Here is a 24,282-nt window from a genome sequence, read left to right as displayed (position 1 = left end):
AGTGAGAATGTATAAACGGTAAATGTATCGTTTGTATACTATTACACGTGTAGCTGGGAGGTTGATCTATGAGTCAAGGAGGGAACATAAACCCGCTAGTACCAATGACTGGTGGAGGTCCTGTGATGGGGGTGGTTTTTTTGCAAGGCTATCCATTAGCAGCGGCTGCCATCGGGGTTGGTATGGCCATACTAACTGCAGCAGTGCTAATTGCAAAAACAAGACGCAAACGAAAGGCGATCTAGTAGTAAGCAAGGAGATGACACTTAACAAGGCATCTCTATCTATCTGAGGAGGGGAAAACATGAACAAAAACAAGCTAGTTAAAAAATGGGGCTCTGGCTTACTTGCTGGAACACTCATCATCGGAAGTTTAGCACCTATTGCACACCCATACACAGTATCCGCAGCTGAAAACAAGGTACAACAAGTAGCAGCGGCAGGACAAGGCAGTGTTACAGATACCATGTTTGAAGATTTAAACGGCAATGCCAAACAAGATAGCGGCGAACAAGGCGTAGCAGGAATCAAAGTGGAATTACACAATGATCAAGGCGCACTCGTAGCTACAGCAACAACAGGCGCAGACGGTAAATACGAATTTGCTAACCTAGCAGATGGCACCTATTACCTTCATGTTGATCTTTCCACACTTCCCACAGACGAAAAACTATATACAACAGAAGGCATCAATGGTGCAGACGGCAACTCAAGCTACTTCACCATTTCAGGTGGCAATACTGTAACAGGCTATCATTTCGGCTTCTATCCACAACAAGGCGCAATCCAAAGCTTTGTATACAACGATAGCAACAAAAATGGTCAAAAAGATGGCGGCGAATCAGGCATCAATAATGTGCACATTGCCTTATACAACGAATCAGGCACAAAAGTAGCCGACACAACGACAGACAGCAATGGCGCATACAGTTTTTCAGGAGTAAAACCGGGCAAGTATTATGCAAAAGCGGATATTCCAAACAACTACAAATACCAATCTAGCACGTATTTCGGTAGCGATGGCACAACTGGTTATTTCTCAGTAGCCAGCGAACAAACTGTACAAAACGAATTGAATTTAGGTCTAACAGCATTAAATAATTCTGCAGTAAACGGTGCGGTAAAAGATGCGACAACAGGTGCAGGAATTGCCAATACACGCGTAGAATTGCATGACGTTCAAGGTACTTTAATTCAAACAGTCCAAACAGCTAGCGACGGTACCTATAGCTTTACAGGTCTAGAACAAGGCAACTACTACACGAAAGTGATTATTCCAACAGGATATAACTACGCAAGTGGAAACGGCTACGGTAGTGACGGCAACAGCAACTATATTGCACTTACCGGCGACAACACAGCTAGCGGCTACGCAATCAACCTACAAAAACAAGCAAACGCAACAATCGCAGGCGTACTCAATACACCAAGCGGACTAGGCATTGATGGCCAAAACGTATCCTTGTACACAGTAGACGGCACATTAGTAAAAACTGTGGCAACAAACTCTGACGGTGATTTCCGCTTCGGCTCCCTACCAGAAGGCGACTACTACGTCAAAGCCCCAATTCCAGATGGCTATACCTTCGATTCCTCTTACGGATTCGGTAACGACGGAAATAGCTACTATCTACACGTCGATGGAAATGGCAATATCAATAATCTCCGTCTAACCCTCGCACAAAAAGTAGGCCAAATTCGATCCACCGTTTTTGGTGACCTAAACAAAAATGGCACACAAGAAGTCAGCGAATCAGGCATACCTGGCGCTACTGTAACATTGTATAGCGTGAGCGGAGCCGTCGTAGATACAGCGACTACCGATGCTAACGGTTTATACAAATTTGAAAATATCGCTCCAAATAACTACTACGTAAAAGTTACACCACCAGCTGGATACAATGTATTAGCAAACAGCGCATTTGGTAGCGATGGCGTATCTGGATATGTCCAAGTACAATCACAACAAACAATCACAAACCTAAATGCATCACTTGTCGTACAAGTAAACCCAGCCGAAGTATCAACAGCACAATGGATATACAATAAAGACGGCTCAACACCAGCAGTAAACAATAGCAGTACACTAACAATTGCTAACAACTACTACGACAGCTACAATAATCCAAATATAAATGTCCAATTCTACAACAAAGACGGTGGCGTTGTACAAACAACAGGCTTTACAGCAACATTCTCCAATCCTGGTCTTGTAACACCAATCTACTCGAACTCTCAACTACTTGCCTTCTCTCATAGCGATAAAACAGGAAGTACACTTGTCACAGTTCGCGATTCAAAAGGAAATGTTGTACGCACATTCACAATCGTTGTGACAGCATCTGACGTAAAAGCAAGCGATATCGTACTTGGAGCTTCTAACATTAACACAATCATCGGCGGAACAGGCAAAGTAAGTGCAACAGTACAACCAACTACTACAACAAATAAAACGTTGAGCTACACACCAGCCGATCCAAGCATCATTACAGTTGACGCTAATGGAAACTGGACAGCTCACAAAGCAGGCACAACGACGATTGCTGTAAGAACAACTGATGGTAGCAACATTACAAAAACAATCACTGTAAACGTAGGCGAATCCGTTGTAGTTAAAGAAGAAAACATCCCTAACTATCCAGACGATGTTATTACAGAAGGCAAAAATATCTATATCGATACAGCCTTCACAAACACATACAATTCACACGACATGAACTTCAGAGAATATGATACAGCAGGAAATATGTTGAACAGCAGTAACTACGTCTATACATCTAGTGATACTTCCGTGTTAGCTCCAAAAGCAGATCAAGGAGATAACTGGAATAGACTATTGGTTGTTGGCGCAGGAACAGCAACAATTACAGTGAAAGACAAAGCAGGAAACACCGTACGCACATTCATCGTACACGTAGCCCAAGCGAACACAACGGTCAAAGCGGCAGATCTTACACTGAGCGCATCGAATATCACTGCTAACGTAGCCGACACAGGCAAAGTAAGCGCAACAGTTTCTCCAGCAAATACAACAAACAAAGCACTAAGCTACACATCAGCCGATCCAAGCATTATAACAGTTGATGCTAACGGAAATTGGACAGCGAAAAAAGCAGGCACAACAACAATTGCTGTGAAAACACTAGACGGCTCTAACATCACAAAAACAATCAACGTAACTGTCGCGGATCCAAATGCAGTATCTAATGCAAAATGGGTTTATCACCCAGGATTCACACCAGACACAGATCTTGCAAATGGTGGAACAATCAGTGTACCAAACACTTACAAAGACGGTTATGGTAATGGGCAAGTAGATGTAGCCTTCTATAATAAGGCAGGGGGTATCTTGTTAGCAACTGATTTTACGTATACTCTATCGAACCCAAGCCTATTCACGAAAGTGGGTCCAAGTGGTAACTTAGCAGTATTTACTCTCGATCAAAGCAAAACAGGAAGTTCTTTAGTAACAGTAAAAGATGCATCTGGCAATACAGTGCGCACATTCACAATCACTGTTACAGGAAAATCGATCGCAGATCGTATGAAGAGTGCTGACCTAGAAATTGCTAACTCCCGCCATGGGGCAAGTTCTTGGAAAGCTTACATTTATCCGCATAATGCAGATGTCCCAGCAGGAGTCACATACCGCTTAGACGCCTATTCTACAGTGACAGGTGCCTTAGGATTCAGCACACAAATCGGTACTTCCAATGGCGCATACCATCAAGAAATTGAAAGTGGTACATCCATTGGCGGATGGGGACAAGCTGGTGCGTATAACTTCAAACTATATGCCACATATCAAGGTGTTGAGTATCTAGTAACAGAAGGTATTAACACGGGCTATATCCAGCCTATCGGATCACAACACGTATATACAGATTAATAATATCTACTAATGAAAAAAGTTAAAAGTAACCAAATCAACAAGGGGTCGCCATCACGACAAATGTCGACCCCGTTGATTTATAATTCCCTACTTAGCTATATGACAACGCAGCTACCAGTTGTCATATATATGTGTACGCCACTGGCAGATACAAAGCATACACCTTGTATTAATTTTGGACTAGAAGAGGAGATTTATATGGACGATCGTAAGACACGGCTAGAAGAGAAGGCCTATGAACACATTCTGCAACGTATTATTGATGGCACATATGCAGTTGGGGATTTCGTGAATCAGCGTGATTTGACCGAAGAGCTTCACATGAGTCGAACGCCAATCAAAGCAGCACTATCACGGTTATCTGGTGAAGGATATATTCGTGTTTTTCCATACAGCGGTGCATTTGTATCCCACTATCATAACGAAACCAAAGAAATTGAATGAAAAATTAGAAAGAGGGTTGTTACATTGAAAAAAATGATGATGTCAGTATTAACGGTGATTGCAGGAAGCGTATTTGTATTAGGAGGCTGTGCGCCACATTCCGATACAACAGACAAACAAGCGAGTGCAAAAAAAGAGGCAACATCACAACAAGTAGCAGCAAGCAACACATCAGAAAAAAGAATTCTAGACTGGTCCTATTCCGGCAAAACAGGACCAAAATACTGGGGCGAACTAAATAAAGCCTATCAAATCAGCAATACAGGAAAAGAACAGTCCCCAATCAACATCAACACCCAAACCGCAAGAACAGACACTAACAAAACAACAATCAGCTACCAATACCAACCAACCATGTTTCAAATTACCCGCAAAGACAAAATGGTCCAAGCCGTCGCACAACAAGCAAAAGGACGAGCAGACAGCAAAATAAAAGTCGGTGGAAAACAATACACACTAAAAGAAATAAACATCCATACCCCGAGTGAACACCAATTAGACGGCAATAAATACGATGCTGAGTTACAACTAACACATAAATCCACAGATAATAAAACTTTAATTATTAGTATTTTCATAAAACAAGGCGTTAAAAACCAAGCCGTGGGGGACTTAACTTCCGTCATCTCAACACTAGGAAACGGCAAAACAATGAAAATGAAATCAGCCGTCAGCACATTAGGACTCATCCCAGAAAACGGAAAAATATATCAATACCAAGGCTCACTTACAACACCAGCAACAACAGAAGGGGTAACATGGATGGTTTACCAAATGCCAATCACCATGTCCAAACAACAAATCCAAGACTTACAAAAGAACTTGAATAACAATAACAGACCCATCCAAGATTTAAACAAGCGCACAGTTGTTAGTAATTAAGGGAGTTGTCTAAATGGGAGTTACAAAGGTTCTGTTACAAATCGAAAAAAAGACGAATCAAATGGTGCAACTATTAACGGCTCTAGACGAGACAATGACGTGGTACTCCATTAAGAAAATCGCAATTGATCTTAATGTCACTGTCTCCACCGCGCGCCGTTACGTAGAAGAATTACAAAGTTCCCTGCCAAACGGTTGGGAGATTGCACAGCAAGCATACAAAGGGATTATGCTAATCAAGCCAGCAGATCAATCAATTCAAGCTATCATCCAGTCATGGATTACCGACACCTTGATGTTCCAAATGCTTGAGCTGGGCTTTCGCGAACAAGCATCCAATCTACAAACAATCGCCCAGCAAAGCTACACATCGATACCATCACTCTATAGAATGATCCGCAAAGCAAACGAATTTTTCGAAAAAGACGGTATTACCATCTCCAAAAGCCCTTTTAAAATTCAAGGCAAAGAGGAGGATATCAGAACTTTCTTTTTCCATCTTTTTCGGGAAACCGAAGCGATGACTAAGGTGTTTCCTCAAGATTTGCTAGCAATTATTCACGAGCATGTGGCCCAGCTAGAAAATATAACCCAATTTCACTTTTCCTTCACAGAAAAAAAGAAAATTACCTTGTTCATCGCCATTTGCATCTACCGTTCTAAAAAGAAAAAGCACATCACGACAATAACCCCAACCCAAGAAGACATAGATCATAGCGTTGCTTTCATGATTTTTTCGTTCAATCGGAAATTAAAGGATTTGCTTGGCATGTCATTACCGGTGGAAGAACAGCGCTTTTTAAGCCAAGTATTTCATCAATATACGAGCCGAAGAGTATCCGGAATGCTAGATTACAGCATGATTGAAACCGTTGAAGGCTTTCATTTTTTAGCAGACAGATTAGGACAAATCGCCGGAACCAACCTCAAAAACAACAACACCTTCATTGACTTAATGAACCGCCAACTCAGATTCTTTAGCGAGAAAAACCAGCAAAAAGATTACTTATACTACGATGACGAAAAACTGTTTTTAGAAGTACAGACACGATTTAGAAGCTTGTACCAACAAGTCTCTCTGAGCTATCAATTATTCGACCGCCAATCCGCCATGTATCAAATTGAATCTGAAAAAAATGTCATAGAGATGGTTTTGTTTTTAGTGTCGATTCAGAATAATTTAGAAGTTAAAAAAGTATTGTTATTCATTAATAAAGGACCGATTTGGGTGCATTTTTTGATAGATCTATTGCGAGCCAAGTTTCACCGCGGAATGGAAATACAAATTGTTGATTATATAGATGACTTGTATACCTATGACATGCGGGCAGTCGATTTCGTGATTAGCGATACAGAAGTTGGAAAACTCGCGAAACCAGTAATTGTCATTGCGCCACTACCATCCATTCGCGACTTTAATACAATCGAAGAAATGTTAGTAAAAACACGTACCAAAGAAGGCTACCACATCGATACAAACCAAGAAACAAAAAGAACAATCCAAAATAACTACATGAAAAATTAAAGCGCACTACCAAAGGAGGAAAGTGAATCAGATGAATATCGAATGGAGAAATAGAACCTTTTTCGGGAAACAAGCTTTGGAATTTTCCGAAGAAGATAAATTTTTTGTTATTAAGAAGGGCATTGTGGAAGTGCAGACAAAATCAGGAAGTGTGTTGACATATTTAGGCGTTGGGGACATGGTGATTGCCAATGAGAATCTCGACTTCTTTGCGAGGACAGCACTTGATTTAGAAGAAACGAAAATAGATCTGCCACTATTTCCGGGATATTATGATGCACTGTTAGTAGAGCGATTGGATGAATACCATTACAACGCAGAAGCACGTGTGAGCATTTGCCTTAAAAAATTAGCAGAGAAATTCGGAACTAATAGAGATGGCGAGATTCAAATAACGCCTATCTTCACACAGTATGACATTGCGAACTATTGCAACTTGAAACGCGAATATATCTCCGTGTTGCTCCGCAGAATGGCGGGAAGAAAAATCATCCGCATGAAGCCAAAACCATGGGCAGTACCAGACATGCAAGCACTAGAACAATATATTTCAGAAAATGGCTATTGATTAGAGGTGTCGATTTGAAAGGGTTAATGGAACTATACAGTAAAGAAGAAATTGATAATTTATTCAGCGAAACAAGATTAATTAACCTTTTGATGGATAAATACCACTTGATACCTAAAAAAAGAATAATGACGAAAAATCAAATACTTGTGGAAGAGGGTCTAGACAACGAGCGTGTTTTCTATATTAAACAAGGAATTGTAGCATTTACGCGGAATGAGAGTATTTTTAATTTTGAACAAGAGGGGCATTTTATCGGCTTGGAGACGTTTTTATTCAATGACATCCAACCGTACACCATCGTGGCTATGGAGAAAATGGAAGTATTGCTATTTGTAAAAGAAGAAATTCTTGATATTTTAATGGGGCTGCAAGAAGGTTGGCTATATTTATACTTATTAAACAAAGCCGAACAGCAACGTATTCAAAAAAACTGCATCCATCTGCATTTGAAAGGGAACGACCGCTCAAGAAAGATGCTTGCCGATTTAGCTAAAAACTTCGGAAAAGTTGAAGGAGAAGCCATCGTCTTGCCGAAATGTTTCAGTAAGAAAATCGTGATTAGCTATTTAGGACTGAGCTTCAATACAGGCAAATCACTCATTGAAAAACTACAAAGAGAGAATTTCCTACTCCGACCTGAAAAAGAGAAGTTATTTCGAGTAAATAAGGAGTTTTGTTAATTTATATACAGAATTTTACGTATAGTGTCCGCTTCACGAAATGAAAAACTGTGCCAACAGCAGGGAGGGCCGCAGTTGACACAGTTTTTGCTAGCTGTAAGTGTTAGTCTTTCCACACATGTGTTGTTTGAACAGAGTAGTAATTAGTGGATGGACCTTCTGTCACTAGGTATTTAACGCCTTGATAAGTAGCGTATACTTTGACAGTTTGTCCCGCTACACCCCAGGCAGCTGTTGGATTTTTCGTGTTTTGTAATACTTGGTGATACGTACCATTTGTAACACCAACTGTGATGTTTGAGATTAAGACACCTGTGTCCTTGTAAGTCTCAATCGTATATGTTACACCAGCAGGTACATCTGCGGAATGTGGATAGATGTAAGCATTGGTTCCTGTGCTACCAGTGTTTGGACGTAGGTTGACGAGTTCAACATCTGCACTCTTCATACGATCGGCGATACTCTTATTGACGGTGACCGTTATTGTTTTAGAGAGGTTGCTTCCATCTGTTGTTTTTACTGTGATGGTTGTTGTACCAGCTTTTTTGGCTACCCAATTCCCGTTTGCATCGACCGTAATGATGCTTGGATCTGCTGCTGTATAGCTGACTGTTTTATTTGTTGTGTTGGCGGGTGATACGGTTGCGTTGATTTTGCCAGTATCAGCTACATTTGCAGTGATGTTCGATGCGCTTAAGGAAAGATCTGTTGCTTTGACAGTTGTTGCTGCTTGGGCGACGTGAACGATGAATGTACGCACAGTGTTACCAGCTTTATCTTTTACTGTGATAGTTGCAACGCCAGCACCATTAATCGCCAGTCTACTCCAATTATCGCCATTGTCTGCTTTTGGAGATAATACGGCATTATTGCTAGATGTGTACACGAAATCTTTACTGTTCAGTAATGTTCCCGATGTACTGTATTCTCTGAAATTCATATCGTGAGAGTTATACGTATTTGTAAAATTAGTATCAATATAAATGTTTTTGCCTTCTGTGATCACATCGTTTGGATAGTTAGGGATGTTTTCTTCCTTCACAACGACGGATTCGCTTACGTTTACAGTGATCGTTTTTGTGATATTACTACCGTCCGTTGTTTTCACAGCGATGGTTGTTGTGCCTGCTTTGTGAGCTGTCCAGTTTCCGTTAGCGTCAACTGTAATAATGCTTGGATCGGCTGGTGTGTAGCTCAATGTTTTATTTGTTGCGTTCGTTGGTTGAACAGTGGCATCGATTTTGCCTGTGCCTCCGATTGTTGTATTGATATTTGTTGTAGATAAGCTAATATCGGTTGCAAGGACTTTGTCTGCTGTAATGTTTAGCGTGTATTGACGCACTGTTTGACCTGCGGAATCTTTTACTGTGATGACTGTAGAACCAGTTCCTTTAATCACAGCGGCGTATAGTTGTGCACCACTATTTCCATAAATAACGGTGGCTACGGCTGGATTGCTAGATGTAATTGTATAATCACGAGGGTCTACCGTATTTCCGCGTTTATCAAGTAATGAGAAATTCAGATTATGATATCCGCTTGCGTCTGCATAAGACTGTGAAACCGTGATGTTATCATTGTTTGGGACAATGCGGTCAGCCGATGCATCTTTGTTGTAAATCCATTTTACGTCTTGCGCGCTAGCTTTCACATTGATAGTGTACTGGCGTAATGTATTTCCCGCTTTATCTTTGATTGTGATAACGCTTGAACCAGGTCCTTCAATGGTTGCGGCATACAATTTAGCACCGCCGTTTCCTAAAATGATATTTGCTACAGATGGATTGCTCGAAGTAATCGTGTAATCGCGTGGATCTAAGATGTTGCCATCATTGTCTTTTAAATTAAAATTCAGATTGTGATAGTTGTTTTCGTCCGTATAGTTTTCGAAAACGGAAATGTTATCGCCATCTGTAATTACGCGATTATTTGCTGTGTCTTTATTGTAAATCCAATTTACTGTGCTCAATTGTTCTTTTTTAGCTAATGTGATGTTGTAATTGCTGGCTGTATTATCGCCATTAAGATTGATATAGTCACTGTTTCCGTCGCTGCCATAGCCATTACCAGTTACATATTCATAATCGCTTGGAATAACAACTTTTACATAATAGTCGCCAGCTGATAGTTTGGTGAAATTGTAGTTACCGTTGCTGTCTGTTTGCTGTGTATCAAGGAGATTTCCATTTACATCATGCAGTTCAACAGTTGTATTTGCAAATCCATTCCCTGTATCGGCATTTGTTACTGTACCGCTAATTGCCGAATTGTTTAACGATGCTACAACCGTTGAGGCTGGATCGCTAATATTTCCAGCAATATCTGTAGCAGTTGCTTCAACTACGGCATTGGCTGGTTGTGGTGTGATTGGAATGTTGTAGTTACCATCTGCATCTGCTTTACCAGTACCAATGACTGTACCATCAACTGTCAAAGTAACATCCGAATTCGGTTCTGCAGTACCGCTAGCGCTTGTTGAATCCGTAGTTAAGTCATTGATTGTCGGCGCATCAGGCGGTGTTTGATCGGCGTTTATTACTTGTACGTTTTTGTATTGGGCCGTCATTTTAGTTTGCTCTGAAAAATCAATTGTACGCGCATACAGTAGGAAAGAAATGGTTGCCTCTGTTCCGCTAGCTACAAAGCTGTAATCATAAGTTTTCCAAGCATTATCGTCTTTATCAATTTGCTCTTGTTGAACCACTTGTTGATCTCCAGCATTGTCCAAAACGAGACCTAATATATTTGGTTTCTCTCCTGTAAACGGAGGCTCTGGAATATCTGAGGATAGAAGGCGATAATCAGCTCCAATATGATACGTTTGCCCAGGAATTAAATTCGTAATCTTTTGTTGCACCCAAGCCAATGTAGTTCCCACAGCTGCCTTATTATAGACTTGGACACCAGGTTCGCCATTGATATCAACGTGTTCTGTGTTTGCTAAAATATGATCGTTGGTATCATTTTGAATATCGTATCCGTTTCCATTTGGTATTAGCGGCAGGTTGGTTAGCTTATCCGAACCTATTTGACTCATGTACACCCAGCCTGTGTTCTCATCATTCGTAAATGACGTGAAATCGGGATCTTGAATTAAGTTCTTATTTTGAATAGTGGCCTTTAATGCGTTTTTGGCTGATGTTTCCCCTGTTTTGACTGGTGACGCGTGCGCTAGCGTCGGAGAAACTAATCCCGTAATTAGTAACCCAGACAAAGCGACACACGTCAGTTGCTTCCATCTTTTTCTCTGTTTCATTTCAACATCTCCTTTTATTTTTAATAGGTTCTCATCCTAACATGGAGATTTTGAAAAGTACATAGAAAATTTGGTAATATTAGATACTTATTGTCAATAAATCGTAGAGGGAAGCTAGGTAATTATTTTTAAGAATTTTCAACAGCCTGCTAATTTCAATAAATGGATAAATCTAAATTAAGATGTAGTCTGAATTTTTATGTGTCAAATAGGTTTCTAAGAATCGTCTTATTGATTCGAGGTCTAGTTCTGTTGGCTTTGGGGATACTAAAATATTGTTGGAATCTTCAATCATTAATGGCTGGTCGGAGATAACTATCGCGCCTTGTTGAATGTCATCCCATTCTTCGTCGGTCTCAATGGCCTTGAAAAGCCAAGGCTTAAACTGTAAATTAAATAGATTGATGCAGTGATTTTCATAGGAAACTCCTTTTTTGATGAGTACGTAAACGGTTGGAGTTTGTTGTGTAGATTCCAGTGAGATACTGCGAATGAAAAGCGCCGTTTGAAAAATAATATCGGTATCAGACGCGGTAATCACGTTAAATGGCGGATCGAGTTGCTCATAAATAGTCACAATTCTAGAGAAGAGTTCGGGATGTGATTTCATAAATTTGGTTTCTTCTGAGCTGAATTCGTTCCAACTATTGAATGATGTTTCAGGAAAATAGAATTTAGACATGATATGATGACTAATCATTTGTATAAAGGAGGAATTGTTCGGATTGCTTTTAGGGACTAAAGCGTTGAATTTAACGGCTTGCTGTTCTAAGAGTTTGAATGGACCGTATCCTTCTATTTTCTTTTCTTGAAAAATAATCTGGAAAATTTTTGTTAGTAGCCAAGTCTTGTCATTATCATGAAGCAACATTTTATGATGGTATTGAATAGAGAGCAGGAATTTGATGATTTCAAAATTATTTTCGGGTAATGCTTTTAGAGTCGTTGCGCAGACAGGTATTTCTCGTCTTGTTACAGCGACAATGCAACATATTTCTAGTTGCTTGATGGCGGGTTTTGGTAAATTAATTCCGAGCTCCTGCAAAATTTCATCCAAATCTAGAGGAGATTTTCCGGCTAAATCGGCTTCATTGGCGTAGGTTAATAAGCATAAGTAGAAATTCCGTACTATTTCTTCTTTGCCACGAAGGGACAATGTTTTTTTATCAAAACGTAATTGATGGGGTTCGAGAGCGCTGTTTAAGTGATTGATTAAATCATAAAGCGCCTTCTTAGAGACGAATAAATTATCCGCAGCCTCCGCAACAGTATGGAATCGCTCACTAAATGGAGCAAATACCAATTGGAAAACTAGACTTTGTTGTACAAAAAAAGCGATGAAATCATTTTCCGTTTGGTTAAAGGGTTTAATAAGCTCAGCACCTGTATAAGGATCGATATGAAGGCTCCAATCATTTGGTAGACAACGCCTAATTTCTTCTAAATCATTTTGGACGCTGCTTCTGGAACGATTAACAGCGAGACTAATAGCTCGGATAGATGTTTTTCTAGAGTTGCATAGGTAATTTACTAAGTTTAATAGTTTGTTTAATTTCTTATCTGCTTTTTTTAATAATGATATAACCATGTCAGTAATTGTTCTCCTATCTCACGAGTTTTAAAAATTTATACTATATAATAGTAATTATAATAACAATTGTATCATGGACTATATGAATAGAAAGTGCAAGTGTTTTGCTTTTTTATTATGCTTTTTATTGGTAATTTTAAAGGTTTTTTGGCTGGTCTGTTGGGCTCGTTAAGGATAAGTAAATTATTCACGTTTTTTGATGTAATGTATTTTTTAATACAATGTGTATTCGTTTGCCTTGGTGTTGACTCTAAGGTTTATAATGAAGTAGATATGGAATCATATGGAGGTGGCAAAAATGAATATCAAACAAGCGGCAGAGATGTTCGATTTAACGGTAGACACGTTACGCTATTACGAAAGAGTTGGTGTAATCCCGCCTGTACAGCGCAATTCGAGTGGCTACCGTGATTACGCAACAAGCGACTTAAACTGGATTTACTTAGCCAAAAGTTTACGCAAAGCAGGGCTGTCTGTCGAATCACTTATTGAATTCGCGACATTAGCACAATTACGTGAAAAACAAAATGTCGAAGCTGCGCAAAAACAGATTTTGCGAGATCAATTGAGAGAACTAGAAGACAAATTAGCAGAAATGAACCAAGTTCGTGATTTATTAGTTTACAAACTCGAAACTTACGACGATCATATCGCCAAATTCCAAACAGGCGAGCTAAACGCCGACAATATTGAAAAACTTTGGGAAAGAAACCGCGAGTAAATTGCTTGCTCTGGAGTCGACTCCAAGGTTTATAGTAAGTAAGAGATACAAATGAGGAGGAATTTTTCATGAAAAATATCACGTTAAATAATGGCGTAGAAATCCCAATTCTAGGATTCGGAACATTTCAAATTACAGAACCTGAGCAAGCGGAAACGGCGGTACGAGAGGCAATTCAAGCAGGCTACCGGCACATCGACACCGCGCAAAGCTATATGAACGAAGAAGCAGTAGGTCGCGGGATTGCGACATCGGGTATCCCACGCGACGAACTATTCATCACAACAAAAATCTGGGTAGAAAACGCGAGCTATCAAGGTGTTATCGAATCATTCGAACGTTCATTGAAACGTCTCGGCTTAACTTACATTGATTTACTGCTCATCCACCAACCGTTCGGCGATATCTATGGCGCTTGGCGGGCAATGGAAGAACTGCAAGGTCAAGGCAAAATCCGCGCAATTGGCATTTCAAATTTTGCAGTAGATAGAGCGGTTGACCTTGCCGAATTCAATAAAATCACGCCGCAAGTGAACCAAATCGAAATCAACCCGTTCCAACAACAAACGAAAAACATCGCGGCGCTAAAAGCAGAAGGAATCATGCCAGAAGCCTGGGCGCCGTTTGCAGAAGGTAAAAAAGACATTTTCAACGACCCAATCCTAGTGGAAATCGGCGAAAAGTACAAAAAATCAGTCGCCCAAGTCATCACGCGCTGGTTGGTAGAACAAGATATTATTGTTCTCGCAAAATCTGTGAAAAGAGAGCGCATGAAAGAAAATCTAGACGTATTCGATTTTGAATTAACAGAAGCAGACAAAAACGAAATCGCGACTTTAAATGAAGGCGAGAGCCAGTTCTTCTCCCATGCCGATCCCGAAATGATTCGCTGGATGGCAAGCCGCAGAATGGATGTATAAAATCGTGCAAGAAGCTCATAATTATGGGCTTTTTTTGCGTTTTATGATATAACAATGTTGTACGTTATACAGGAGGGATTGCCATGAATAACTATGTATTAGAATTTGAAAAAATCGATCAAACGAACAAAGCGCTAGTCGGCGGAAAAGGTGCGAACCTAGGTGAATGCGCCCAAATAAGCGATGTTCAAGTTCCAACTGGTTTCTGCCTCACAACCGAAGCCTATCAGAGAGCCGTTAGCGAAAATGAAGCATTGCAGGCATTGTTGCATCAATTAAGCGCACAAAAAATCACCAACCAAGACCAAATCAGCAAAATCGGCCAGTCCATTCGCGTTTTAATAGAAGAAATCGAAATACCTCGAGAAATCGAAGCAGAAATCACCGATCACCTTGCTAAAATTGGCTTCGAGCAAGCCTACGCTATCAGATCCAGCGCCACCGCCGAAGACCTACCGACCGCCTCATTCGCGGGCCAACACGATACCTATCTAAATATCATCGGCAAAACAGAAATCTTAAAACACATCAAAAAATGCTGGGCATCCCTATTCACCGACCGCGCCATCATCTATCGAATCCAAAACAATTTTGAGCATACCGACGTCCAGCTCTCCGTCGTCATCCAACAAATGGTCTTCCCATCAGCATCTGGCATCCTATTCACCGCCGACCCAATCACAGGCAACCGCAAAACCCTATCCATCGACGCCAGCTTCGGTCTCGGCGAAGCATTAGTTTCCGGCCTCGTATCCGCCGATGTCTACAAAGTCCAAGAAAACACCATCATCGAAAAAAACATCGCCACTAAAAAACTCGCAATTTACAGCATCAAAACAGGCGGAACCGAAACAAAATCCCTACCTGCCGCCCAACAAACCAACCAAACCATCACCGACCATCAAATCCTACAACTAGAACAACTCGGCAGAAGCATCGAAGCTTATTTTGGCAAGCCACAAGACATCGAATGGTGCCTCGCAGACGACCAATTTTATATCGTTCAAAGCCGCCCAATCACAACATTGTTTCCCGTCCCCAAAGAAGCGGACAACGAGAACCATGTCTATCTATCCGTAGGCCACCAGCAAATGATGACCGATCCAATCAAGCCACTCGGCCTCGCGTTCTATCTATTAATAACTCCCGCTCCAATGCGCATAGCAGGCGGCCGCTTATTTGTCGACATCACACCGAATCTGGCCGCCCCAGCGAGCAGAGAAATTTTGATCAACGGCATAGGGCAATCCGATCCGCTCATGAAAGACGCCATCGAGACCATTGTAGCGCGCAAAGGCTTCATCGAGACGAACACGACCGAAGAAGCACGCCCAATTCCGACCCCAAGCGCAGACAAGCCAATCGAGAACATCCCAGAAATCGCGACAAATCTCATCGCAAACAACGAAGCATCCCTTGCAAAACTAAAACAAACCATCCAAACAAAATCAGGTTCCGCCGTTTTCGACCTCATTTTAGAAGACATTCCAGAATTCAAACGCGTCCTGTTTAACGCCGACAATCTCCGCGTCCTGCTAAGCGCAATGAATGCCGCAACATGGCTGAATGAAAAAATGCAAGAATGGCTCGGCGAAACAAACGTAGCCGATACACTATCCCAATCCGTGGCCAACAACATCACCGCAGAAATGGGGCTAGAACTACTCGACGTAGCAGACGCCATCCGACCTTACCCAGAAGTCATCGCCTTTTTACAAAACACAAAAGACCCGAACTGCCTAGAGAAATTAGGCGATTTACAAGGCGGAGAAGCAGCCCGCGATGCCATCACGACGTACCTAGACAAATACGGCATGCGCTGCGCCGGCGAAATCGACATCAGCAGAACCCGCTGGAGCGAAGACCCAACCATACTGATCCCAATGATTCTCAGCAACATCAAGAACTTCCAACCAAACGCCAGCCACCAAAAATTCGAACAAGCCCGCCAAGAAGCGCTACAAAAAGAACAAGACCTCCTAGCACGGCTAAAAAACCTCCCAGACGGCGAACAAAAAGCGGCCAAAACAAAAGAAGTCATCACAGTTCTAAGAAATCTTACGGGCTACCGCGAATATCCGAAATACGGCATGATTAACCGTTACTTCGTCTATAAACAAGCCTTACTAAAAGAAGCAGCCCAACTCGTCCAAGCAGGAATCATTAAAGAACCAGAAGACATTTTCTATCTCGATTTTGAAGAATTACACGAAGTCGTGCGCACCAAGCAACTAGACTACACCATCATCACGACCCGAAAAGCCGACTACAATCAGTTCGACAAACTCACACCACCACGCGTTCTAACATCCGACGGCGAAATCATCACCGGCAAATACAAACGTGAGAATCTACCATCAGATGCCATCATCGGACTTCCCGTCTCATCAGGCACCATCGAAGGTCGCGCCCGCGTCATCCTAAACATGGCAGACGCCAACCTAGAAGAAGGAGACATCCTCATCACACCATTCACCGACCCAAGCTGGACACCGTTATTCGTCTCCATCAAAGGCCTAGTAACCGAAGTCGGCGGTTTAATGACACACGGTGCTGTCATCGCCCGCGAGTATGGTTTACCCGCAGTCATCGGAGTAGAAAACGCAACAACACGCATCCAAGACGGCGACCACATCCGCGTCAATGGCACAGAAGGCTACATCGAAATACTGTAACGTCTGGAACATAACCCAAGTAAATCGGCGAGAAGCGCTCGCATTCAGGGAGTTTGGCGGACTTCCGGTTCTCACATACACAAGTATGCTCCGCTTCCGGCTTCCACCAAACTCCCTGAATACAAACGCTTTCGCTCGATTTGTGTAAAGCAAAAATTTTCGTCCTACCCAAAGAGTTAATGGGAGGGCGATTTTGCTTTATCTTGAGTTTTATCCCAACCTTTTTTTGTATTCATATTTTTGACAAAAGCCATCAATTATCTGGAATTCGCCAAGTTTCCCGTTTTTAGATGCTAAACTAAAATCAATAAGCCAGCACTTGGGAAATCACAACCACTTCTAAATAACCTCGAACCAAACCACTCGAAAGGCGGAATTTAAACAATGAAAATTACAGTAGTAGGTCTCGGATACATCGGATTACCAACAGCCATTCTTTTTGCAAAATACGGAAATACAGTAGCAGGCGTCGACTTATCACCCGTGATGACTGCAAACTTGAACGCGGGTCGAATTCATATTGAAGAACCTGGACTCACAGAAGATTTACAAGAAGCTTTAGCACTCGGCAAATTCCACGCGAGCACAACCCCAGTAAGCGCCGATGCTTACATTATCGCTGTTCCAACACCAAATAAAGATGACCAGCATAAATCATGCGATACCACATATGTTGCGTCCGCATTAACGAATATTATCCCCTTACTAAAGAAAAATGACACCATAATCATCGAATCTACAATCGCCCCACGAACAATGGCAGACGTCGTCCAACCAATGATTGAAAAAGCAGGTTTTACAGTCGGTGAAGACATCTATTTAGCGCATTGCCCAGAGCGCGTTTTACCAGGAAACATCATGCACGAACTAGTTCATAACCCACGAATCATCGGGGGAATCACTGAAAAATGTACGGAAAAAGCAGCCGCAGTGTACGGCGAATTTGTAGAAGGTGAAATTATCAAAGCCCAAGCAGGCGAGGCAGAACTAAGCAAACTGATGGAAAACACGTATCGCGACGTCAATATCGCATTAGCTAACGAACTCGCAAAAATCAGTAATCACCTCGGAATCGATGCTTTACGCGTCATCGAAATGGCTAACAAACACCCGCGTGTCAACTTACACCAACCAGGACCAGGCGTTGGCGGACATTGTTTAGCCGTAGATCCATATTTTGTAATCGCCGCCGCACCAGAGCAATCTCCACTTATGCAAACGGCTCGCGAAGTCAATAACAGCATGCCAGAATACGTCGTGTCGCAAGTAAAAGCATTGATGGAAGAACGCGACGGCAATCGTGTTACCATTTTTGGCCTAACATACAAAGGAAATATCGACGACATCCGCGAAAGCCCAGCGATGGAAATCCGCGATATGCTTGTTGAAACAGGACTTGATGTGAAAACATTTGACCCACACGTTGCCTCAGAAGTCCTGACAGGAGAAGAAGCGTGTGCTGACAGCTCATTGATTGTTGTATTGAGCGATCACAGCGAATTCCGCGAAATTCCAGCAACATACACAGACCAAATGCGCGACCCAATCATTTTTGATACGAAAAACACAGTAAAATCAGTTGCTAGCGATGTTACGTATTTGAACTACGGCAACCTACATCAAGCGCCAAAAGTAGCAGTAACCGCTTAATTTAAACAGACTGTCCTGATTTTTGAAAAAACCGATCAAAAAGCTAGAAAATACCGATTTTAAGTCGCATTCTTGATACACTTAAAGTATCAAATAAAGCAAAGGACGTGTGACCCGATTGAAGCAAACAAAAACCTCATTTGTCGCTAAAAACCTCCTGATTGGCAGCGGGACACAAGTCATATTCCTTCTTCTCAGTTTCGTTAACAGAACCGTGTTCATTTACTTTCTCGGCAAGGAGTACCTCGGGCTAGACGCATTATTCACTAACATCTTGATGGTACTATCTTTCGCCGAGCTCGGTATAGGTAATGCCATCATTTTTAGTTTATACCGCAGCATGGTCGATAAAAACAAAGCCCGCATTAAAGCCATCATGGCACTCTACGCCAAAGCTTACCGCATCATTGGTCTCACTGTTTTCATCGTTGGTCTCCTCCTCATGCCGTTCCTAAACCTCTTCATCAAGAATCCCCCAAACATCCCAGAAAACCTATACATCATCTACTTCCTGTTCCTACTAAACACCGCGATTTCTTACATGCTCTCCTACAAAAAAGCCATTTTCTCCGCAGATCAAAAAGAATATGTCATCAACGTCAGCCAACAAATTTTCTTTTTCATCCAATCTGCCATCCAACTTGGCTACCTATATGTTACGCATGACTACATCGGCTTCGTCCTTATCCAAGTCATCGGCACATTCGGACTCAACGTTTTCCTGAGCCTCTACGCCAACAAAAAATACACCTTCCTCAAAGGCAAAACGACCGAAAAACTCGCCAAATCAGAAGTAAAAACGATTTTTCAAAACGTCAAAGCTTTAGCAATGTATAAATTCGGTTCCATCATCATGAACGGCACAGACAGCATCATCATCGCGGCTTTTCTAGGACTAGGCATCGTTGGCATATACTCGAACTACTTGCTTATCATTGCCGCAGTAGTCACCGTCTTATCCCGCGCCTTGAACTCGATTACCGGAAGTATCGGTCACCTCAACACAAGTGATGACACCGCGAAAAAAGAACAAGTTTTCAAGCAGTTATTTTTCATCGTTTCGTGGATTTATTTCGTGCTTGCTATCCTCTTGTTCAATGTCATCAATCCGTTCATCTCCCTCTGGATCGGCGATAGCTTCCTACTTGGCACCGGCACCGTGCTCGCCATCGTTGCAAGCTTTTACGTCAATGGCATGCAGTTCGCCAGTTACACGTACCGCACAACCATGGGGCTGTTCCGTCAAGGCCGCTACGTCCCAATCGCAATGGCCGTCCTCAACATCATCCTATCCATCATCGGCGCCATTTACTTCGGTCTAATCGGCATCATCATCGCAACCATCATCTCAAGACTTGTCACCACAACCATCATCGATCCATACCTCGTTTACCGTTTCGGCTTCCAAAAGAAAGTGCGCAGTTACTTCAAAATGTACCTCACTTACACAAGCATTACTGCACTCGCATTTGCCGCTTCCATCCCCGTCATGAACTGGATTTACCAAGGCACATGGCTAACCCTCATCCTAGGCGCCGCCGTCCTGTTCCTTCTATTAAACCTAACCTATCTCGCGATTTTCTACAAAAAGCCAGAATGCCAAGCCATCATTCGCCGCATCAAAAGCATCGCCAAGCGCCCCAAAACAAGCACCACCCCCGATTAAAATCAAGAAAGGAAGATTCGCCAAATGAAGCACGTAATCATGATCGGTCCAGCATCCGTATCCAAAGGTGGCATCGCAACCGTCATCGCCAATTTCGAAAAAACATTTAACAGCAACGAAGTCCGCATTCATCATATCGCGAGTTGGAAAGAAGGCAATCCACTATTCAAACTTTGGATGTTCCTAAAAGCCATCATGCAATTCTGCTACTTGGCAATCACGCGTCGCATCAGCATTGTCCACATCCACACCTCCCAACGCGGCAGTTTTTACCGAAAAGTAATGTTTATCCAATTAGCCCGAATTTTCCGAGCAAAAGTCATTCTGCATATGCATGGCTCAAGGTTCGGCATCTTTTTCGACAACCAATCCCCGTGGTTACAAAAACGCATTATTCGCCAGCTAAACCAGCTCGACCACCTCATCGTGCTTAGCGAAGCATGGAAAACCTACTACGAAAACCTATGCGACACCCCCGTAACCATCATGGAAAACGCCGTCCAAGTCCCCCAAGCAAACCCCTACAACAACCAAAGCAAAACCATCGTCACATTCGGCAACGTCACCAAAGAAAAAGGTAGTTACGATCTCTTGCACGCCATCCATTCTCTCGGTTCCACTTACCAAGAATACCAATTCATCTTTTACGGCATCGGTGACATCGAAAACGCCCAAAAACACATTCACGAAAACCAACTAACAAACGTCACACTTGGCGGCTGGGTCGAAAGCGAACAAAAACAAACCATCCTAGACAGCGCACTTCTCCACATTTTACCCTCGTACCACGAAGCCTTACCAATGGCTATCCTCGAAACAATGGCTCACGGCATCCCGAATATTAGCACCAACATCGGCGGTATCCCCCAAATCGTCCAAAATAAACAAAATGGCATTCTCATCGAACCTGGTGACACAGACACATTAGAACAAGCCATCGCAACGTTACTACACGACGAAACAACCCGCGACGAAATGAGCCAGAAAGCCCACGAAGCAGTACAAGCCAAGTTTTCCATCGACGCATGCAACGCCAAATGGGAACAATTTTATCAACAATTATAAAAGAAAGGAGTGTGAATCATGGTTGCCTTTTTAATCGCTTTGTTACTATCTTTATTCGCGAGTCTCATACAACAACTCATCCCACAAATCGACGCCATTGATAAAGTAATCGCAGTCATCTTTGCCGTCAGCGCCATCGCGAAACTCGCTTACCTCGAAACAAAACGCCGATTCACACTCCGTCCAAGCGACATCGGATTGTTCGCCATCAGTATTATTTTCATCATTTACTGTTTCATCCCGAACGCATTCCACCAACCAAGCAACACGATGTTCCTCCAAATTTATTCGATGTTTTCCATCCTCAAATTCGTCATTGTCTTCTGGAGCGGCCTATTCCTTTTCCGCAACACAAAATTTCAAAGCACCACCCGTTTCTTTCGCATCATGTCCACAACACTCACAACAATTTTCCTCATCATCGGCGTTCTCAACGTCCCACTACATTTCCTAGAACCGTTCGACATCCGATTTGGCATTGAAACCGTCTCATTCGGCTTCCGCCACCCAGCCCAATTCGCCGCCACAATCATCGTCATGACAATCATCCACATCTTCATTGGCTGGTCCGAACAAGGCAAAATGCCATACTACATCCTTTTTGCCAACTTCATCTTAGTTTTTCTAGCAGGAAGAACGACGTCTATCGGTTTCTATTTATGTTTACTGCTTATCATTCTAATCTTTCCATACATCAAACGCATTCCGATTTACGTATACGCCTTGATTGGCGGGGTCTTTTACTGGTTAGGTAGCGACCGCATTAGCAATCAATTCCTCGGAACAGATGGCGAAGCGCGCGGCGTCTTGCTTGATACTAGCTTCACGATTGCTAACGACCACGCACCATTTGGCGCAGGCCTCGGTATGTTCGGCTCCCACGCATCCCGTCTCAACTACTCGCCACTTTACGAACAATATGGCATTTCCCGCGTTTGGGGACTCACACAAGAAAACCCGAACTTCGTCACCGACTCCTACTGGGCGATGATTATCGGCGAACTCGGCTATCTCGGCATGTTTTTCGTTTTCATCCTCATCGGCTACATCTTCTGGCTACTTTACAAAGAAGTCGCCGGCAGCCAATACCAAATCAAACTCCTCATCTTCTTACCCCTCATTTACGCATTGCTCACCAGCCCAATCGACACCGTTTTAGTATCTAACACAAGCGTCTTCCTTGTTCTAGCAACAATCTACATGGTCGCGCTAAACAACGAATACCGCACGAAAAAACAATAATTCAGGAGGCAAAAACAATGACAAAAACGATTTTTATTACAGGTGGCGCAGGTTTCATCGGCTCCCATTTAAGTGAAATGTACGTCAACCAAGGCTACAACGTGATCTGCATCGACAACCTCGTATCCGGCAACCTAGAAAATCTAGCGCAAATCCGCGATCATGCCAGATTTACCTTCATAGAAGCAGACATTCGCGACCACAAAACCATGCTAGCCTTATTTCAAAAATACCGCCCCAACATTATCAACCACCACGCCGCCCAAAAATCCGTCGCAGATTCCGTCGAAAACCCAAGTTACGATTTAGACGTGAACCTCGTGGGCCTAATGTCCATTTTAGATTGTATAAAAGCCTATCCAATTGAGAATTTCATCTACGTTTCCTCCGGTGGCGCGCTGAGCAAGAAAATCGAAGGCAGCGAGAAATCCAAAGAAACTGACACCCCCCAATTGATTTCCCCATACGCCCTAACAAAATTCACAGGTGAAAAATATGTCGAAATGTACGCCGCCCAATACGGTTACCAATATACCGTAGTCCGTTACGCCAACATTTACGGACCAAGACAAGTTCCCGACGGCGAATGTGGCGTCATCCCCATTTTCCTAAACAACATCTTAGCAGACAAACCATCCATCCTGATGACCTATCCCGACATGCCAAACGGCTGTACCCGCGATTACGTCTACGTTGGCGACGTCGTGCGAATCAACCAACTGGCCACAGAAAGCCCAACAAACACTGTCATCAACGTAGGAACTGGCGAAGAAGTCGCGATTTTGGACATCTACAAAGAAATCCTCACCGTTTTCGAAAAAGACGTCGCCATTTTCATCGAAGCCCCACGCGCCGGCGACGTCAAACGCTCCGTACTAGACGCAACCCGCGCATCAGAACTATTAAACTGGAAAAGCAACGTATCCTTACACGAAGGCCTACTCGAACTAAAAAACCACCTAACCATCACAAAATAAGACATGAAAAAGCAGTGATTCCCCCCAAATCACTGCTTTTTAACATATCACGAACCAAAAATCCATCCAAACCCTAAATAAAGATAAATCAAAAAATCACAAATCAACAACACCTGTATCAAAACAAACAACAAAATATGCTGTAAAAACCGATCATATACATATAATAGCCCTAAAGTGACAAGTAACAACACAATGAAAAGAAAATATTGTATAATCGAATCTGAAGTAATCTCAATATCTCCCCAAATAACCCCACCAAGCAAAAATGTAATGAAAAGTAAAACCCCATTTAGCGTGTAAACCCACTTCACTTTATTCCGTTCAATCAATTCCATGAAATAAAAAAACAACGCACAAAGAAGCAATGCCAACAAAACCTCAAGGATAATCCCAACAAACCCAAGCATAAACAGCCCAGGATTAAAAATAAATCCCAACAAAAAGACACCAATCAAGCAAACCAATAACAAACTAGAAAGAAATCTTCCCAAAAACAAAACTCCTCCATTAAGATATAGATGT

General features: G+C 42.4%; 18 protein-coding genes. 15 read left to right on the top strand and 3 right to left on the bottom strand.

Annotated elements, in window-relative coordinates; all coding sequences use genetic code 11:
* The first annotated feature begins 68 nt into the window (after positions 1-68).
* From EP57_RS16935 to EP57_RS04795, 7 genes are all read left to right on the top strand, one after another.
* On the top strand, positions 69-245 hold the full coding sequence (locus EP57_RS16935; RefSeq protein ID WP_159106416.1) for a hypothetical protein: 177 nt from the start codon (positions 69-71) through the stop codon (positions 243-245).
* Positions 246-304: 59 nt separating this feature from the next.
* On the top strand, positions 305-3,889 hold the full coding sequence (locus tag EP57_RS04820; protein WP_036084687.1) for an SdrD B-like domain-containing protein: 3,585 nt from the start codon (positions 305-307) through the stop codon (positions 3,887-3,889).
* A 201-nt stretch (positions 3,890-4,090) separates the two neighbouring features.
* Positions 4,091-4,336 carry a GntR family transcriptional regulator gene (locus EP57_RS16930; RefSeq protein WP_159106415.1) on the top strand — a complete coding sequence of 82 codons (246 nt, stop codon included), beginning with the start codon at positions 4,091-4,093 and terminating at the stop codon, positions 4,334-4,336.
* 33 nt (positions 4,337-4,369) lie between these two features.
* Complete coding sequence (locus tag EP57_RS04810) at positions 4,370-5,218, top strand: carbonic anhydrase family protein (protein WP_241480710.1); 849 nt, start codon at positions 4,370-4,372, stop codon at positions 5,216-5,218.
* Between the two features lie 13 nt (positions 5,219-5,231).
* On the top strand, positions 5,232-6,743 hold the full coding sequence (locus EP57_RS04805) for an AcpB/EbpR/MafR family transcriptional regulator (protein ID WP_036084683.1): 1,512 nt from the start codon (positions 5,232-5,234) through the stop codon (positions 6,741-6,743).
* 31 nt (positions 6,744-6,774) lie between these two features.
* A complete protein-coding gene (locus EP57_RS04800) occupies positions 6,775-7,311 on the top strand; it encodes a Crp/Fnr family transcriptional regulator (protein ID WP_036084682.1) in 537 nt (178 codons plus the stop codon).
* Positions 7,312-7,325: 14 nt separating this feature from the next.
* Positions 7,326-7,994: a Crp/Fnr family transcriptional regulator gene (locus EP57_RS04795; protein ID WP_036084679.1), complete on the top strand. Its 669-nt coding sequence runs from the start codon at positions 7,326-7,328 to the stop codon at positions 7,992-7,994.
* Positions 7,995-8,097: 103 nt separating this feature from the next.
* On the opposite strand, the gene EP57_RS04790 is transcribed toward EP57_RS04795, so the two are convergent.
* Together EP57_RS04790 and EP57_RS04785 are read right to left on the bottom strand one after the other, a co-directional pair.
* Positions 8,098-11,250, bottom strand: coding sequence for an Ig-like domain-containing protein (locus tag EP57_RS04790; protein WP_036084677.1), 3,153 nt, complete (start codon positions 11,248-11,250; stop codon positions 8,098-8,100).
* Positions 11,251-11,422: 172 nt separating this feature from the next.
* On the bottom strand, positions 11,423-12,838 hold the full coding sequence (locus EP57_RS04785; protein WP_036084676.1) for a helix-turn-helix domain-containing protein: 1,416 nt from the start codon (positions 12,836-12,838) through the stop codon (positions 11,423-11,425).
* Positions 12,839-13,139: 301 nt separating this feature from the next.
* On the opposite strand from EP57_RS04785, the gene EP57_RS04780 reads away from it, so the two are divergent.
* The 8 genes from EP57_RS04780 (at position 13,140) to EP57_RS04745 (ending at position 23,757) form a co-directional block, all read left to right on the top strand.
* Positions 13,140-13,562, top strand: a complete 423-nt coding sequence (locus EP57_RS04780) for a MerR family transcriptional regulator (RefSeq protein ID WP_036084675.1) — start codon at positions 13,140-13,142, stop codon at positions 13,560-13,562.
* Positions 13,563-13,630: 68 nt separating this feature from the next.
* Entirely contained in the window at positions 13,631-14,482 is an 852-nt protein-coding gene (locus tag EP57_RS04775) for an aldo/keto reductase (protein ID WP_036084674.1), read from the top strand.
* An 83-nt stretch (positions 14,483-14,565) separates the two neighbouring features.
* On the top strand, positions 14,566-17,157 hold the full coding sequence (gene ppsA, locus EP57_RS04770) for a phosphoenolpyruvate synthase (protein WP_036084673.1): 2,592 nt from the start codon (positions 14,566-14,568) through the stop codon (positions 17,155-17,157).
* Positions 17,158-17,541: 384 nt separating this feature from the next.
* A complete protein-coding gene (locus tag EP57_RS04765; protein WP_036084672.1) occupies positions 17,542-18,807 on the top strand; it encodes a nucleotide sugar dehydrogenase in 1,266 nt (421 codons plus the stop codon).
* A 118-nt stretch (positions 18,808-18,925) separates the two neighbouring features.
* Positions 18,926-20,473: a lipopolysaccharide biosynthesis protein gene (locus tag EP57_RS04760; protein WP_036084671.1), complete on the top strand. Its 1,548-nt coding sequence runs from the start codon at positions 18,926-18,928 to the stop codon at positions 20,471-20,473.
* 24 nt (positions 20,474-20,497) lie between these two features.
* Positions 20,498-21,538: a glycosyltransferase family 4 protein gene (locus EP57_RS04755; protein WP_036084670.1), complete on the top strand. Its 1,041-nt coding sequence runs from the start codon at positions 20,498-20,500 to the stop codon at positions 21,536-21,538.
* Positions 21,539-21,556: 18 nt separating this feature from the next.
* Entirely contained in the window at positions 21,557-22,780 is a 1,224-nt protein-coding gene (locus EP57_RS04750; RefSeq protein WP_052167557.1) for a hypothetical protein, read from the top strand.
* A 17-nt stretch (positions 22,781-22,797) separates the two neighbouring features.
* Positions 22,798-23,757, top strand: coding sequence for an SDR family NAD(P)-dependent oxidoreductase (locus EP57_RS04745; RefSeq protein ID WP_036084669.1), 960 nt, complete (start codon positions 22,798-22,800; stop codon positions 23,755-23,757).
* A gap of 47 nt (positions 23,758-23,804) precedes the next feature.
* Here the strand turns inward: EP57_RS04745 and EP57_RS04740 are convergent, their stop codons facing one another.
* Positions 23,805-24,251, bottom strand: coding sequence for a hypothetical protein (locus EP57_RS04740; RefSeq protein ID WP_036084668.1), 447 nt, complete (start codon positions 24,249-24,251; stop codon positions 23,805-23,807).
* Positions 24,252-24,282 lie beyond the last annotated feature (31 nt).

It is taken from the genome of Listeria booriae, from assembly GCF_000766865.1.
In the GTDB taxonomy this organism is placed as follows: domain Bacteria; phylum Bacillota; class Bacilli; order Lactobacillales; family Listeriaceae; genus Listeria_A; species Listeria_A booriae.
Note: the sequence above shows the minus strand (reverse complement) of the source record. Positions and strands in the feature narration are given on the sequence as shown.